At 63.3% G+C, this 14,243-nt stretch carries 10 protein-coding genes and 1 tRNA gene; 2 read left to right on the top strand and 9 right to left on the bottom strand.

What is annotated here, in order from left to right:
* Positions 1–32 precede the first annotated feature (32 nt).
* Positions 33–827: a hypothetical protein gene (locus tag SAZ10_RS26905; RefSeq protein WP_318612511.1), complete on the top strand. Its 795-nt coding sequence runs from the start codon at positions 33–35 to the stop codon at positions 825–827.
* A gap of 136 nt (positions 828–963) precedes the next feature.
* Here the strand turns inward: SAZ10_RS26905 and SAZ10_RS26900 are convergent, their stop codons facing one another.
* Genes SAZ10_RS26900 through SAZ10_RS26885 form a run of 4 tightly spaced genes read right to left on the bottom strand, consistent with a single transcriptional unit; the run spans position 964 to position 2,792 of the window.
* The gene (locus SAZ10_RS26900; protein WP_318612510.1) at positions 964–1,344 is read right to left on the bottom strand and encodes a DUF2255 family protein; all 381 of its coding nucleotides are present in this window, start codon (positions 1,342–1,344) and stop codon (positions 964–966) included.
* Between the two features lie 5 nt (positions 1,345–1,349).
* Positions 1,350–1,577 carry a tautomerase family protein gene (locus SAZ10_RS26895; protein WP_318612509.1) on the bottom strand — a complete coding sequence of 76 codons (228 nt, stop codon included), beginning with the start codon at positions 1,575–1,577 and terminating at the stop codon, positions 1,350–1,352.
* A 42-nt stretch (positions 1,578–1,619) separates the two neighbouring features.
* Positions 1,620–2,363 carry an SDR family oxidoreductase gene (locus SAZ10_RS26890; protein WP_318612508.1) on the bottom strand — a complete coding sequence of 248 codons (744 nt, stop codon included), beginning with the start codon at positions 2,361–2,363 and terminating at the stop codon, positions 1,620–1,622.
* A gap of 33 nt (positions 2,364–2,396) precedes the next feature.
* Positions 2,397–2,792: a cupin domain-containing protein gene (locus tag SAZ10_RS26885; RefSeq protein ID WP_318612507.1), complete on the bottom strand. Its 396-nt coding sequence runs from the start codon at positions 2,790–2,792 to the stop codon at positions 2,397–2,399.
* Positions 2,793–2,933: 141 nt separating this feature from the next.
* Here SAZ10_RS26885 and SAZ10_RS26880 point away from each other — a divergent pair, with 141 nt between their 5' ends.
* Positions 2,934–3,827, top strand: a complete 894-nt coding sequence (locus SAZ10_RS26880) for a LysR family transcriptional regulator (RefSeq protein WP_318612506.1) — start codon at positions 2,934–2,936, stop codon at positions 3,825–3,827.
* Positions 3,828–4,062: 235 nt separating this feature from the next.
* Here the strand turns inward: SAZ10_RS26880 and SAZ10_RS26875 are convergent, their stop codons facing one another.
* From SAZ10_RS26875 to SAZ10_RS26855, 5 genes are all read right to left on the bottom strand, one after another.
* Positions 4,063–4,350: a hypothetical protein gene (locus SAZ10_RS26875; RefSeq protein WP_318612505.1), complete on the bottom strand. Its 288-nt coding sequence runs from the start codon at positions 4,348–4,350 to the stop codon at positions 4,063–4,065.
* A gap of 826 nt (positions 4,351–5,176) precedes the next feature.
* Positions 5,177–11,050 (bottom strand): autotransporter domain-containing protein, encoded by a 5,874-nt coding sequence (locus tag SAZ10_RS26870; RefSeq protein ID WP_318612504.1) that lies wholly within the window; start codon positions 11,048–11,050, stop codon positions 5,177–5,179.
* A gap of 257 nt (positions 11,051–11,307) precedes the next feature.
* Positions 11,308–12,084: a helix-turn-helix transcriptional regulator gene (locus SAZ10_RS26865; protein WP_318612503.1), complete on the bottom strand. Its 777-nt coding sequence runs from the start codon at positions 12,082–12,084 to the stop codon at positions 11,308–11,310.
* 400 nt (positions 12,085–12,484) lie between these two features.
* A tRNA-Arg gene (locus SAZ10_RS26860) sits at positions 12,485–12,561 on the bottom strand.
* Between the two features lie 133 nt (positions 12,562–12,694).
* Positions 12,695–14,221 (bottom strand): sensor histidine kinase, encoded by a 1,527-nt coding sequence (locus SAZ10_RS26855; RefSeq protein ID WP_412535305.1) that lies wholly within the window; start codon positions 14,219–14,221, stop codon positions 12,695–12,697.
* Between the last annotated feature and the right edge of the window lie 22 nt (positions 14,222–14,243).

The raw sequence follows: 14,243 nt of genomic DNA, 5'->3' as shown, positions 1-14,243 counted from the left end.
GCGAAAGCATGTTACGGGCACCCAAGGGCCCCATGAGAGACAGCGCCAAGTTCAGAGAGTCCGCCGGGCAGTATTGCGAGACGATGATCGAGCCCTCCCCATTGAGTTGGCCGATCAGGAAGCTTCTCAATCAATTCGACAGATACTACGCCGCCTACATGCTCATCTGGAATTTCTACGGCTGGCGTGAACAGGGCGGTCCGGCTCCCACCTTGTCGCGACTGAAAACGGTTTCCAGCCTCAGTCCTCGCCAGTTGACGAGTTTCGTGAACCTCCTCAAGGACTCCGGGCTGGTATCTGCAGAGCCGGTGACGGGAAATCGGCGCCAGTCGGTCCTGCGGCCGCAACCGCGCCTCGTGCGGGAAATAGGCAGATCTTGCGTCGCCTTCCTCGCAGCCTACGATCATATCCATGGAGCCGCGCTAGCCCGTCTTGCCGAGTCGTCCGCGGACAGGATCGGCAGGATGATCTGGGGCTCGGCCCGGCATGTGCTCGAGGCGGGCACCGTCATCGCTCCGTTTCCGACGGTTTTTGCGATGGCCGGCTACGACGGCGGTTATCCCGTGCTAACCGCCATCATGGCCGATCATTACAGGCGGCTGGCCGGCAGGGACCGGATTGCGCTCACCTACTCGGCGCTGGCCGAGCGGTTTCAGGTTTCCCGTTCACATGTCGGAAACGTCGTCACCTGGCTGCACCGGTCGGGGGCCATCGAGGCCGACCGCTCCGCGAGCGCAGCGCTCGTGGATGAGTTCGAGCGCTGGTGCGTTGCCGAAATGTCGCATTACGCAGCGTTGGCGCCGTCTCTCGGGGAACCCATTCGATGATGGCCCCAGTCATCGCTCTCCGGAACACGCTCTGCTGATCCGACAGCGTCACACCGAGGCGATGGCGAGTGTCTCGCCCGGGACGCCGAGCGAGATCAGTGCCTTTTTGGCGATCAGGAGGGCCAGCATCGCCTGATCATGATATGGCTTCGCGTGGCTTGATCCTGACCGTGGCCGCGCGTGCACGCGCGCTTATCATGGGATCGAGATACTGGCTTTGCCGGTATTTCGAGCGGTAGGCGTCATCGACGCGGTCATTGATGTCCCCCTCAACCGTCTCGAACGTCACGTCCTTCGTCATCCCGGCGGCCGCGATGCGGCCGACCTTCTGGCTCTTGGCAGCCTTGTACCAGCGCGAGTCCTGGCCGTTATAGGCCCGCACATAAAGGTCGCCATCGACAGCGACCGACCAGATCCAGGTCGGCGTGCCGTAGGTCTTCCCATCCTCGCGCAACGGCGCGATGTGCAGATCGTCGGCGGCGGCGATCTGGGCGAATTCGGCTTTGTCCCACGGCATGGCAATCACATGCGGTAGCCGGGCTTCTTGTAGAGCGTCTCGTCCTTGGCGACGATATCGGGCTGATAGACCCGGTCGCGCCACGCATCGGCGCTCACCTCTTCGAAGCCGACAGAGACGGATTCCTCGCCATAGTTCAGGATGCTCATGACGTCCTGGGTGATGGCTTCAGCCAGCCTGGTCTTCTGCTCTTCGGATTTGCCCGGCCAGAGTTTGACTATGACGTGCGGCATGCGTTTCTCCTTTGTCTGGTATGTGCGGCCGACTTCTGCCTCTCACCAGGGTTGGTTCGCCGGCCCGACCGTGAACTCGTTGACCGTGGTATCTTCGGGAAGGTCGAGCGCAAAGGCGACGACATCGGCAATCCGGTCCGGCGAGATGCCGAACTTGGCGTACAGCCCATGCATCGCTTCGGAGACCTGCTTGTCGGTGATGGTGTCCAGCAGTTCGGTATTGATCGCGGCCGGATAGATCGTGGCCGTCCGGATGTTCGTCCCTTCCATGGCCGACTCCATGCGCAGCACCTCCATGAAGTCACGCAGGAACCATTTGGTCCCGCCATAGACGGCGCTGTTCGGGTAGGCCTTCAGCCCCGCAACCGACGAGGTCGCAATGAGATGTCCGGATTTCTGCTCGATGAAGGTCGGCAGCACGGCCGCGACACCGTTGAGGACGCCCTTGATGTTCACGTCCACCATCTTGTGCCACTCATCGGTCTTCAGCGCCGAGACTGGAGAACTCGGCATAAGCCCGGCGTTGAGAAAGATGGCATCGACGCCGCCAAAGGAAGTCTTTGCGAACGTCACGATGTCATCATTGTCGGACTGTCTGGTGACGTCCAGCACCTGATAAACGGCCTGGCCGCCCTCCTTGCCGATCTCCTCGGCGATGGACTTGAGCTTGTCTTCGCGCCGCGCGCCGAGGACGACTTTGGCGCCCTTCCTGGCGAGCAGCCTGGCGGTCGCTTCGCCGATTCCCGATGACGCGCCGGTGATGATCACCACTTTGCCTTTGATCATGGTATTTGCCTTCTCGAGCGCTGATGAAACTGATCAGGCGCCGTATTGTTCGTCTGTCACTTTCTCCATCCAGTCGACGGGCGATCCGTTCAGCTTCTCCTGGATGGCGATATGCGTCATTGCGGTGGCAGGCGCGGCGCCATGCCAGTGCTTCTCGCCCGGCTCGAACCAGACGACGTCGCCGGGACGGATTTCCTCGATCGGGCCCCCTTCGCGCTGCACCCGGCCGAGACCGGAAGTGACGATTAGCGTCTGGCCGAGAGGATGCGTATGCCATGCGGTGCGAGCGCCGGGCTCGAAGGTCACGTTCGCCCCGGCGACACGCGCCGGCTCCGGCGGGCTCATCAGGGGATCGATTCGAACGGTGCCGGTGAAATACTCTTCCGGTCCTTTTGAGGATGGCTGCGAACCGCTGCGCTGAATCTTCATATTTGGCTCCTTTGGCTCGACGCTCTGGTTCTGTGGTGTCTTGGGATGTGGGGCGCCGAACCTTTCCAGGCCAAAGTAGTTCCTTTCCTTACTCTCGATTAGCCTGTATTATTCGAATAGACTTATAAGGCAGGCTAATGAATGCCGCGTGCGGAGCTGAACGACCTGGCGGCTTTCCTGGCGGTGGCCCGGGAGCATAGCTTCACGAAAGCTGCGGCGAAGCTGGGAGTATCGCAGTCCGCACTCAGCCAGACCGTCCGGAATCTGGAAGCCCGCCTGGGATTGCGCCTGCTCACCCGCACGACCCGGAGTGTTCAGACGACCGAAGCAGGCGAGCGGCTCGCCCGCGCGCTCGGCGCCAGGCTGGACGAGATCGACGCGGAGCTGGCAGCCCTCAGCGAATTGCGGGAAAAGCCCGCCGGCACGATCCGCATCACAGCCGACGAACACGCCGCAAACATGGTGCTATGGCCGGCGCTCGAAAAATTCCTGCCGAACTATCCCGACATCAAGGTGGAGATCGTCATCGATTTCGGCCTGACCGACATCGTTGCCGAGCGATACGATGCCGGCGTCCGCAACGTCGAAATGGTCGCCAAGGATATGATCGCGGTGCCCATTGGCCCGGAAATGCGCATGGCGGTCGTCGGCGCTCCGGAGTACTTTTCAGAGAACAAGCACCCGCGGACGCCGCAGGAGCTGACGGCCCACCGGTGCATCAATCTCCGCCTGCCGACCCATGGCGGGCTCTATGCCTGGGAATTCGAAAAGAAAGGCCGCGAGTTGCGCGTGCGCGTCGATGGCCAGCTCACCTTCAACAGCGTTGCGCTTCTGCTGAAGGCCGCGCTTGGCGGCCTCGGCCTGGCCTATATTCCCGAAACGGAAGCCCTGCCCCACATCGAATCTGGGCGCCTTGTCCGCGTGCTTGAAGACTGGTGCGAGCCTTTTTCAGGCTACCACCTCTATTATCCGAGCCGGCGCCAACAGGCCCCCGCGTTCGCGCTTCTCGTGGAGGCTCTCCGCTACCGGGCGTAGCGGTCCGCAGGCGGCGCGAACGAACGCAGCAGTAAAAGACGTCCAGTGACCGCAAGTGCCCGGATTATTCCGCAGCGTGGAACTATGGCGCGCCATATGGGCATATTCACGATGGTCTTGGGCGTATGCTGGTCGAGATAGCTGGGGCCGAGCATCCGGTCATGGCCCCACTTCCTTCATCAGCACAAACGGCAACACGAGAATGGCCCTGGCACCGCAGCGGTGACCAGCCATCTCATGTTTGCCGCTCTTTCGTCTCGACCATCTCCTCAGTGACCAGGTGCGCTTTCTGAGCCAACTCGCTGTAGCACTGGCTGCACATGCCCGGTGCGACGTGGCCGCAGCTCCAGCGCTGCATCGGGCCTGGGCCAGGGTCGACGGTCAGCTCGGCCCATTCGGGGATCGGTCCATCCTCGGACAGGAACGCCGCCATCCGTTCGGCGGCCGGCAACGGCCAGCCGCGCTGGTTGGCGAGGATTCCCTTCCAGGTATCTGCAATCAGTCCGCGAAAAATCCGTCTCATGTCACCCCTCCAGCATCAGCATGGCGATGCCCGCTTGATGTCTTCAAACGGGCATCATCGCCCAAAACCGCCAGCTGACTGCCTCTCCAAAAGCGGTAATTTGTTAGTTCGCCCGATTCGGATGCGACGCTCGCCGATGACAGCGCAGGATCCCGCTCACGATGCGAAGCCGGCGCAACGCGCGATTACTGGAGGATACGATGCGGAACGCGAACAGCATAACGAGCATGCCGAGGACGGCCTGATGGGCTGAAAGTGGCCCATTGTCCTCTTTCGTACTTCCGATTTGGATGGGGACCGAACGGTTGCAGACGCCGCCCGCGATGATCGCCGATGCGGCGATAGGGGCTCGATCGCCTTGGTGGTATTCTGGTGTCAGCACATACAGAACGCCGAGAGAAGGAGGGAGCATGAAAAGGATCGCGATTGCTCTCTCACTTGTGCTCACAGTGGCACAAGCCTCTGCAATCTCGCGCTATGACATCGGCAATATGAGTTGCAGCAAGGTACAAGCGACCATTCAATCCGAAGGTGCGACGCTCCTGCGTTATCGATCACCCCGGACCGGCGTCACGCGCTACAATCGATATGTGAGCAATCGCCGCTATTGCGGGCATGGCGAGGCTGCCATTCGGGCGAGTGTACCGACAGCTGACCGTGCATCTTGCCCCGTCAGCAAATGTATTCTCTCGGCTGAACTCAATGGGCGATAAGGGACAGCATCTCTCGCGGCGCCAGGAAGAAACTCGACCTGCCGCCTCTCGATCAGCATGCCGGTCAGCTGGCGATGCCCATAATTGCGGCGATGGCTTCGCGGACCGCTGGACTAGAACCTGACGTTGAAGTTGGCTTTGACGCCCTGGTCGGTGGCATTGCTACCGAACTGTCCGCCATAGGATATGCCGAGTGTGGTGTTCCTCGCGACGGCGACGTCGAGCCCTACATCGAGCACCAGGGCATCCTTGGCAATCGGCGCGCCGGCGACGGTGAACGGCGAACCACCAGCAAGGGCGAAGGTCGAGAGCGGCGTTGTGTCACCGAAGGCATGGCGCCAGCCTAGCGTGCCGCGCACCGTTGCGGCGGTGTCCCTGAGGGCGAAGTCGGTCGAGGCATGCAGGCCGAGCATGGTGAAGGTGACGCCGGTGTTACTGTCTGCGCTTCGCAGCGCCGCCAAGCCGCCCTTCTCGGTGAAGCCGTCGGTCCGGAGGTTCACATAGGCGAGGTTGGCGAAGGGCTCGAAGCCGAAGTTGCCGACGCGGATGCCGTATCCGAGCTCGCCGAACACCTGAGCTGTCCCTGCGCGATAGTCTCCCTTTAGGCTGTCGACGAAGCCCGGGAAGACGACACTGCGGCTCGTCGAGATGTCGTGCCATGTATAGGCCGCACTGGTGCGGAAGCCGAGATTGCCCCATTGCGTGCCGCCATAGAGGCCGAGGTGGTAATTGTCGCTCGACCCTGACGAAGCGAGATCCCTCACATTGAAGTTAGTGCGGCCGTATCCGGCCATCATGCCCAGGCGCCAGGTGTCGAAGACGGGCGCGTCACCGCCAATCAGGAAGCCTCCGGCCGACTGGGAAAGGCGCGCCGCATTGCCGTCGCTGTCGGTATAGCCCCAGCCGCCAAAACCCTGTCCCCACAGGGCGAAGCGATCCGTGGTCGGCGCGACAGCGATAGCAGCTGTCGTCCGCGGTTCGAGCGAGGCAAAGGCCGCATAGGCGGCGCTGGACCGATCATCGGCGGGATTTGCATAAGCCATGACCGGCGCCTGCGAAGCGCCGACGGAGCCGAAGGCGGCGCGAATGCGGTTCGTCGCCGCGTCGCTTGTGAAGTGGTTGTTCTCGATCAAAGCGGTCAAGATCGAAGCATGGACTTCCCCCGACGCCTGGTCGAAGGCGGCGCGCGCTGCGCCGTCTGTCGGCAATGCGAGAACGGCCTTGTAGAGGGCATTCCCCGAGAAGAATGAGTTGCCGCCCGCCACGCTCTGGATTCCGGAAGCGGCCGCCTTCTGGTTACGGGTCTGGCCTGCATCGGCGAAGTCGCGCACCAGCATCACGTCGAGATAGGCATTGTAGGCGTCGTAGCTGTCAGTGACCCCGAGGAAGGCCGTGATCGGACTGATCCCTGTGACGGACCCGAAGGTTCCGGTGAGGCCGCCGCCGGTGGTCAGGAGCGTATAGCGTCCTATCTTCATGCCCTGCGCCGAAACGTCCAGCGTCGCGCCGTTGATATTGGCCGTGCCGGACACGGCGATGCGATCGGAGGCGCTGGTGCCGTCGATACCGGCAGCGAGATGCGATCGGGTCGCCATGCTGAGATTGCCTTGCACATTGAGCGTGCCGATGCGGCCGTTGGCGGGCGCGATCGTACTGCCGCTTTGCGCCACGACGCTGCCGACCGTGCCGGTGCCGCCCAAAATCGCGTTATTGGCAACGGTGACGGTGGAGTTGGCGAGCGATCCATTAACTGCCAGCAAGCCGGCCTCGATCGTCGTGGGGCCTGTCAATGCGCTGATCCCGGTAAGGGTCAGCGCTCCCGCGCCGGTCTTGGTGAAGGAGCCGCTGCCATTGATGGCATTGGCGAAGACAGCGTGGGTCGGCTGGTCGATGACGAGAGCGGCATTGTCGAGGATCGCGCCGCCGCCGAAGCTCGCTGCCGAGCCGCGCAGCATGCCCGCGCTGATCATGGTGCCGCCGCCATAGGTGTTGACGCCGGTCAGCGTCAACGTGTCGGCGCCGGCTTTCTCGAAGGTGCCGCTTCCGGAAATTGCGTTCGACAGAGTGCCGACCGTGCCCTGATTCAGGACCAGCGCGCCATTGTTGACGATCCCGCCCGTCCCGAAGGAGGCGGAGTTGCCGACCAGCGTACCGGCCGTGATCGTGGTGCCGCCGCCATAGCTGTTCACGCCGGTCAGGGTCAGCGTGCCGACGCCGGTCTTTTCGAAGGTGCCGCTCCCGGAGAGCGCGTTCGACAGGGTGCCAGCGGTGCCCTGATTCAGGACCAGCGCGGCATTGTTGACGATCCCGCCCGTCCCGAAGGAGGCGGAGTTGCCGACCAGCGTACCAGCCGTGATGGTGGTGCCCCCGCCATAGCTGTTGATGCCGGTGAGTGTCAGTGTCCCGGCGCCGGCCTTCTCGAAGGTGCCGCTGCCGCCGATCGTATTGGCGAAGACGGCGTTGGTCGGCTGGTCGATGACAAGGGCCGCGTCGTCGAGGATGGCGCCGCTGCCGAAGCTCGTCGCCGAGCCGCGCAATGTGCCGGCGCTGATCGCGGTGCCGCCGCCGTAGGTGTTGGCCGCCGTCAGCGTCAGATCGCCGGACAATAGGCGGACGCTGCCCGTGCCCGTGATGGTTCCGCTGAAGGTCGTGTTGTCCGAACGGTCGAAGGCCAGAACGCTATCGTTCAACACGTCGCCCGTGATGGAGCCGGACGCGCCGCCATTGCCGATCTGAAGCGTGCCGGCGGCGATGGTGGTGCCCCCGGAATAGCTGTTGGCCCCGGTCAGGATCAGCGTGCCGAGATCGCTCTTCACCAGCCGGCTGCTGCCGGTCAGCTCCGAAGCGATGCCAGCGGTATAGGAAGCGCCCGCCGCCGTGCCGTCGCCGACACGGATCGTGGTGGATCCACCCGCGCCTTGCAGGGCGATGGAATCGCCTTCGATGCCGTAGCCGTCGGCCGCGAACTGCATCCCGGTCACGCCGATCGCGCCGGCCGACGCATCCACCGTCACCACGCCGCCAACGTTCTGGAACACGGCAAAAGTCGGGTTGGGCTGATACTGCCCGTTCACTGCCCCATCGGCCTGCGTCCAGTTGCGCCCGTCCCCGCGCCAAACGCCCGACCCGCCATCGACCGCGCCATTGTCATGCCGTGCCGGGTTGCCGCCATCCCAGAAGCTTAGCGTGGCGCCCGTCGAGGAGATCAAGTTGATCCGATTGTCCACGGAGGTCTGCACGAAGAGATCGGACGGGGCGACGCCGGCCGGCGTAGAGCCGATCGCAAGGCCGTTGTCGGTGAGCGTTCCGCCATAGTCGAAGAGGCGATAGACGCCCGCGCCGAAGCCGCCCGCATCGCTCACATTAAGCGCGCCGGCGAGCGTCATGCTGCCGGTTACGTTGAACAACCCGGTGGTCGAGGGCGCCCCCAGCGCGACGTTGGTGCTGGAGCCGACGTCGAGCGTCAGGCTGCTCATCGTCAGTGTCGATCCAGCCGCGCCCGACAGCGCGCCGCCGGCATTGACCGTCACGGCGCCGCTGATCGAGCCGCTGCCGCTCAGCGTGCCGCTGGTGTCGACTGTCGTGGCGCTGGCAATGGAGCCATTGATCCGCAGTTGGCCGCCGTTCACCGTCGTCGGGCCGGTATAGGTGTTCGCTCCGCTCAGGGTGAGCGTTCCGCCCGAAACCGTCAGGCCGCCGCCGGCTCCCCCGCCAATACCGCCATCCTGGATCACACCGGCAAAGGTTCCGCCGTTCGATACGGTCAGCATCTGGCTGCCCAGCGCCACGGCTGCGGTCTGGCCGGCCGCGTTGTTGTTGAGTGCCTGGATCGTCGCGCCGCTCGTTTGCGAGATGTCCAGGGTCGTGCCGCTCGCCAGCGATACGCCGCTCGACGCCTCGACCGAGCCGGCGCCCGACAGCGCCAATGTGCCGCCACTGACCGTCGTGCCGCCGGTATAGCTGTTGACCGCGGTCAGATTGAGGACGCCGGCGCCGATCTTCTCCAGCGGGCGAGGACCGTTGCTCTCCGAAATCGCGCCACTCTGCGTCGCCGAACCAGCAAGCACCTGCAACTGCGTGTGCTCCGAATTGACGTTGATCGGAGCGCTGTTATCGATGCCGTTCGCATAATCGATAACCGAACCGGTGGTGGTGATCGTGCCAAAACCCGCGGCGAGCCCCTTCTGCAGGCTCAGCGTGCCACCCGCCAGCGTCAGGCCGGCCGAGTAGCCGGAAAGGTCGAGCGCGGAGCCGAACGTCAGTGTGCCGGTTCCGCTTTTTGTCAGCGTACCCGCGCCGGTGCTGGTCAGCGTCCCTGTCAGCGTCAGGTTGTCGGCGCCGGCGACATCGATCCCGCTCGCAGCAGAGGAGGCGATGATTGCACGCGCCGTCGAGAAGGTGCCCGTTGTTTGCAGCGTGCCGCCACTTAGGGCGACGCCGCTCATGGCAGCGCCAAGATTGCCGTCTGAACTCACTGACAGAACGCCGCCGCTGACTGTGGTGCCGCCGGTATAATCGTTCGCACCGGTCAGGATGGTCGTGCCAGCTGCCACGGTCATCGAGCCTGGCCCGGAGATCACCGGGGCGAACGTGTAATTCGTCGAGGTGTGGTTGAAGATGATTTGACCCGTGCCGGCCCCGAAAGTGACAGTGGGAGTGTTCAGCGTACCCGGCGCTACGGCGGGATCGCCGATCCCGCCGCCGATATTGAGCGTGCCGGTCGAACCAGCCGAGGCGGCGATGGTTGTGCTCGCGGCCGAGACCGCGCCGCCGTTCCGGATCGCCAGTGTGCCGGTGCCGTAATAGCCGACATTGAGGTCGCCGGAGTTGGTCCAGGACGAGCCTGGGCCATCGACCGTCACGGTACTTCCGGTCGAGACGGGCATAAAGCCGATATATCCGGTGGCGCTACTGACTTTGCCGCCGTTCTGGATCGTCAGCGCCCCAGCATCGCTTATGCCGACATAGAAATCACCGAAATTGGTCCAGGACGAACCAGTCCCATCGACCAGAACGGTGCTGTGTTCGATGGCACCACTAGAGGTGATTCCGCCGTAGGGAATTCCGTCGGCGCTGCTGATCGTTGCGCCGTTCTTGATCGTCAGCGTGCCGTAGCCAACACTGAGATTGCGAGAATTGGTCCAGGACGAGCCGGCCCCATCGACCGTAACGGTGCTGCGGTAGATATTTCCGGCGGCGCTGCTGACGTTGCCGCCGTTCTGGATCGTCAGCGTACTGCCGATCCCTGCGGAGCCGACAAAGAGATCGCCGGAATTGGTCCAGGACGAGCCCGTGCCATCGACCGTCACGGCGCCGGTCGAGTCCGGGGCGTAGCCGATATACCCATTGGCGCTGTTGACCGCGCCGCCGTTCTGGATGATCAGCGTGCCGGTGCCGCCCCAACCGACCGTGAGGTCCCCGGTATTCGTCCAGGACGAGGCCGTGCCATCGACCGTCACGATCCCGGTCGAGAAGGGTATGAAGCCGATAGCTCCGGCGCCGTTACTGACCTTGCCGCCGTTCTGTATGGTGACCGTGCCGGTGCCCGCGAAGCCGACATACAGGTCGCCGGAATTGGTCCAGGACGAGCCTCCGCCATCGACAGTCACGCTGGCGGGGGAGTTGGGGACGAGGCCTATGGAGCCGTTGGAGCTACTGAGCGCACCGCCATTCTGGATCGTCAGCGTCGCGGTGCCATAACCGCCCATGTTAAGATTGGACGCGGATGCGCCAGCCCGGTCGATCACCGCTGCGTAGGTGCTGTTCGTGGCGATATTCGCATCGACACTGCTGCTCGGCATGCCGTTCGACCAGTTTCCGGAGGTGAACCAGTCGGAGGATTGGGCACCGGTCCAGTCGGTGGCGAACCCAGGACTCGCGGCCGACAGCGCAAGGCCGAACGTCAGGAGCGAGGTGGTACCGAGAAGACGTCGAATGCGTGAGGTACGGCAATGCCAAATGCCGGATGCGCCCGCGACGTATCCCACCGAACAGGCAACGGATTCCGAGTTTGATGGACGCCTGACGGGCGCGCCAATGTTTCGACGCGCATTCTGAAATGATCTATGCAAAATCTTCCGCCCCTACCGTCGCTATTCGACAGCTCGTCCCCGCCCAGGATCGACGGAGGGCAACAAGTGCCGACAACACCCTTCGACCGCAGGTGATTTGGACGCTTACCGAGAGGAAGCGCGAAGGTCATCCCGACTAAACAGTAGGGGCGTCCGCTATGAGTACGGAAGTATCAGCCGCCGCGGTTCAGCCACAGGCTCATAAGGCCCGCGCGGCTGCGCACGCCGAATTTGCGGTATATGCTGACGATATACTGATGGGCGGTGGACGCCGCAATCTTCACCTGATGGGCGATGTCCTTCTCCGTGGCGTCGGTCAGCAATAGCTGCAGCACCTTGCGTTCGGTGCGCGTCAGCGGCGAGGACGCCATCAGGAGGCCATGGCTCAACATCAGATGGCGGTGGAACCACTTGATCCCCCGCAGGGCATAAGCAAGCCGCGCGATCTCGTCGTCCGTGAAGGTCTTGCGGGAATAGAAGCCGAAATGCGACTCGGCATCCTGATTGAGGGGGAACGCGACAAAGACGGCGTCACGAGTGCCGATCGAGCCGTAATGGATGTTGTAAAAAAGCGATTCGAACCATTCCGACGGCAACTCCCTCCGGAACGAATAGGTTCTGAATGTGCCGACGCTCCGCAGCGGAAGGAGAAAGGAAGGGTCGATTTTCCGCTGGTCCCAGAGCCGCAGAATTCCCTTGAAATGCCCTTCGTCGGGATGCGGGGCGACCGGGTGCAGTGCCTCCACCGCGCCAACGCGCCAACCCTGAAGCTCGTCATCGACCGAATCCCCATTGACGCGGATCGCTCCGGCCCAGGTGGCGTTCCATGCATTGCCCTGATCGCAGAGGAATGCCATCAGCTGAGAAGTGGCTTGCTTGGTTTGACTGGCTTCAAAATCCGACAACTCGTCCCATACACGATGTATTTCTTCCTGCGTCGCGGGATTCATGGCGTGTCACTCCTCGTTCAGGCGCTCTCCATCAGGGCGTCGCGTCTTGCTGCATGAATACCGGCGAAGAGACACAAGAAGGCGGCTTGGATCGAATGTCAGCTCATGCTCGCTTCCTTAACCGTTTGGATGGCCGCTTTGTAGCCGCAGGCACCGTGATCCACCTATTTCGCGGTCTTCACGCTCAAGGCGATTCGGGATCAGGCGGAGCCGATGCCGAGTGCACCCAGGCAACGCTCGACGGCGCGGGCAGTCCGGCGATCACCCCGGACATGATCGAGACCTTTCCGGTGCGGCTCGCGATTGGTTGCGGCTGGAAGGCGGCGGTTATCGGCGGGATCACCCGCGCGTTTGCGCAGCTCGTCGAGGTCGCGGAGAGCGAAGTCCGCATCATGGGAAATGGCGCGCCCGAAGAGATTCGAACTCCTGACCCCCAGATTCGTAGTCTGGTGCTCTATCCAGCTGAGCTACGGGCGCGCGGGAGACCGTATTAAGATCATTGAGATCAAGTCGGTCAAGGCTCACAACCGGAGGACCGACTGCAAGTGGCGAGCTAACTAGCGACTGGCGCTCGCAATTGCAAGCGGGGCTGACGCAAAACTTTCAGGCTTCATGCAGAGCGAAGTCCCTGCCGAACCTCCTCGAGGCTCACAGGGCGATCGGCGATCGTGATCGAGAAGACGGTGCGGCCGCTGACGCTCTCCACCAGCTTCAGCGATCCGCCATGGGCGCGCACCAACTCGTAGGCGATGGCGAGGCCGAGGCCAGTGCCGCCGCTGCGCGCCGAGCCGCGGAAGGCCGAGAAGAGGTTGTCGCGTGCCTTCGGCGGCAGGCCGGGGCCCGTGTCGGCGACGAAGATGGTGCAGACGGCGCCGACCCGCTCCGCCGAAATGGTAAGGCGTCGCACCAGTGCGCTCTCGCTGTCGGCGGACATTGCCTGCACCGCGTTGCGGCACAGATTGTTGAGAACCCGGAAAAGCTGCTCGGAATCGGCGTCGACTTCAAAGGCGGGGTCGACGCGATTCTCGAACTCGATGTCGCTCGCCTGGTCGAGCGGCAACATGCTGTGCACTTCGTCGACCAATTGACGCAGCCGGATGCGACGGCGCACCGGAGCCGGCTCCTGCGTGCGGCCGTAGGCGAGCACGCCTTCGGAATAGGAGACAGCGCGATCGAGCGCGCGCAGGAGCTTCGGCGCGAAGGTCTGCACGGTCGGGTCCTTCACCAGCCTCAGCCGATCGGAGATCAGCTGCGCGGAGGCCAGGATGTTGCGCATATCGTGATTGATCTTGGAGACGGCGAGGCCGAGATCGGCCAGATGCTTCTGCTCGCCAAGGATACGCTGGAGCTGCGTCTGCATGCCGGCTAGCTCGTGCTCCGTGACGCCAAGCTCGTCCGCGCGGCCGGTGACGCGGATGATGTTGTTCGGATCGTCGGGCGCGGCGGCAAAGGCGAGCATCGAATTGCGGAAATTGCGGATGGGCCGGACCAGCAGTGCGTGGATCGATGCGTAGACCAGGCCGGCCGTAATTGCCGAGATAAGCAGCGAGAGCAAGGCCGTGTTGCGGGCATACTCCAGCATCGCATTGTGCAGCCGCCTGTCCGACAGGATGAGCTCGAACTCCTTGTCGCTCTCGCCGACCTTGCCGTAGGCGCGGATGATGCTGTTGCCCCCGAAGAACAGCGTGTCAGCGGCCCCGGAGATCGCCTCCCACGGTCCGGTGTCGTCCAGATTGACCTGCATATCCACCTTGGGCGGCATATGGCTCACGACCATCAGCCGCGAGACGCCGCCCTCCCGCACCGCGATCGCTTTGACGCCGGTCGCCATCAGAACATCCCTCTGCACGGCCTGCGGGATCTGGTCCGTTCCCGTTTGCAGCAGCACGGTGCTGACAGCTGCCGCCGTGGCCAGCCGCTGCTGAAGCCACTGCAGGCGGAAGCTTGCGACCAGAGAGGGAAAGATCAGCAGTGCCGAGATCAGTACAAAGCTCACGGTCAGCACCAGCAGCTTCGTCGAAAGCCGGCGCGCAAAGGGCACTGTCCCCGACATCGCGTCGGCGAGCCTGGCTTTCTCTTCCACCGGGAGCGTTTCGTTTGCCATGCCGGTCCCAACGGCGCCGGATCGGTTCTTCATCCAAATACGCATCCAAATACGC

This window comes from Mesorhizobium sp. BAC0120 (assembly GCF_033542235.1).
Lineage (GTDB): Bacteria > Pseudomonadota > Alphaproteobacteria > Rhizobiales > Rhizobiaceae > JAWRCU01.
Note: the sequence above shows the minus strand (reverse complement) of the source record. Positions and strands in the feature narration are given on the sequence as shown.

What these genes read in the sequence shown, in the direction of transcription:
- SAZ10_RS26880 (WP_318612506.1), top strand. Translation starts at nt 2,934, where the DNA reads ATGCCGCGTGCGGAGCTGAACGACCTGGCGGCTTTCCTGGCGGTGGCC.
- SAZ10_RS26905 (WP_318612511.1), top strand. Translation starts at nt 33, where the DNA reads ATGAGAGACAGCGCCAAGTTCAGAGAGTCCGCCGGGCAGTATTGCGAG.
- SAZ10_RS26875 (WP_318612505.1), bottom strand. Translation starts at nt 4,350, where the DNA reads ATGAGACGGATTTTTCGCGGACTGATTGCAGATACCTGGAAGGGAATC.
- SAZ10_RS26890 (WP_318612508.1), bottom strand. Translation starts at nt 2,363, where the DNA reads ATGATCAAAGGCAAAGTGGTGATCATCACCGGCGCGTCATCGGGAATC.
- SAZ10_RS26900 (WP_318612510.1), bottom strand. Translation starts at nt 1,344, where the DNA reads ATGCCGTGGGACAAAGCCGAATTCGCCCAGATCGCCGCCGCCGACGAT.
- SAZ10_RS26855 (WP_412535305.1), bottom strand. Translation starts at nt 14,221, where the DNA reads ATGAAGAACCGATCCGGCGCCGTTGGGACCGGCATGGCAAACGAAACG.
- SAZ10_RS26865 (WP_318612503.1), bottom strand. Translation starts at nt 12,084, where the DNA reads ATGAATCCCGCGACGCAGGAAGAAATACATCGTGTATGGGACGAGTTG.
- SAZ10_RS26895 (WP_318612509.1), bottom strand. Translation starts at nt 1,577, where the DNA reads ATGCCGCACGTCATAGTCAAACTCTGGCCGGGCAAATCCGAAGAGCAG.
- SAZ10_RS26885 (WP_318612507.1), bottom strand. Translation starts at nt 2,792, where the DNA reads ATGAAGATTCAGCGCAGCGGTTCGCAGCCATCCTCAAAAGGACCGGAA.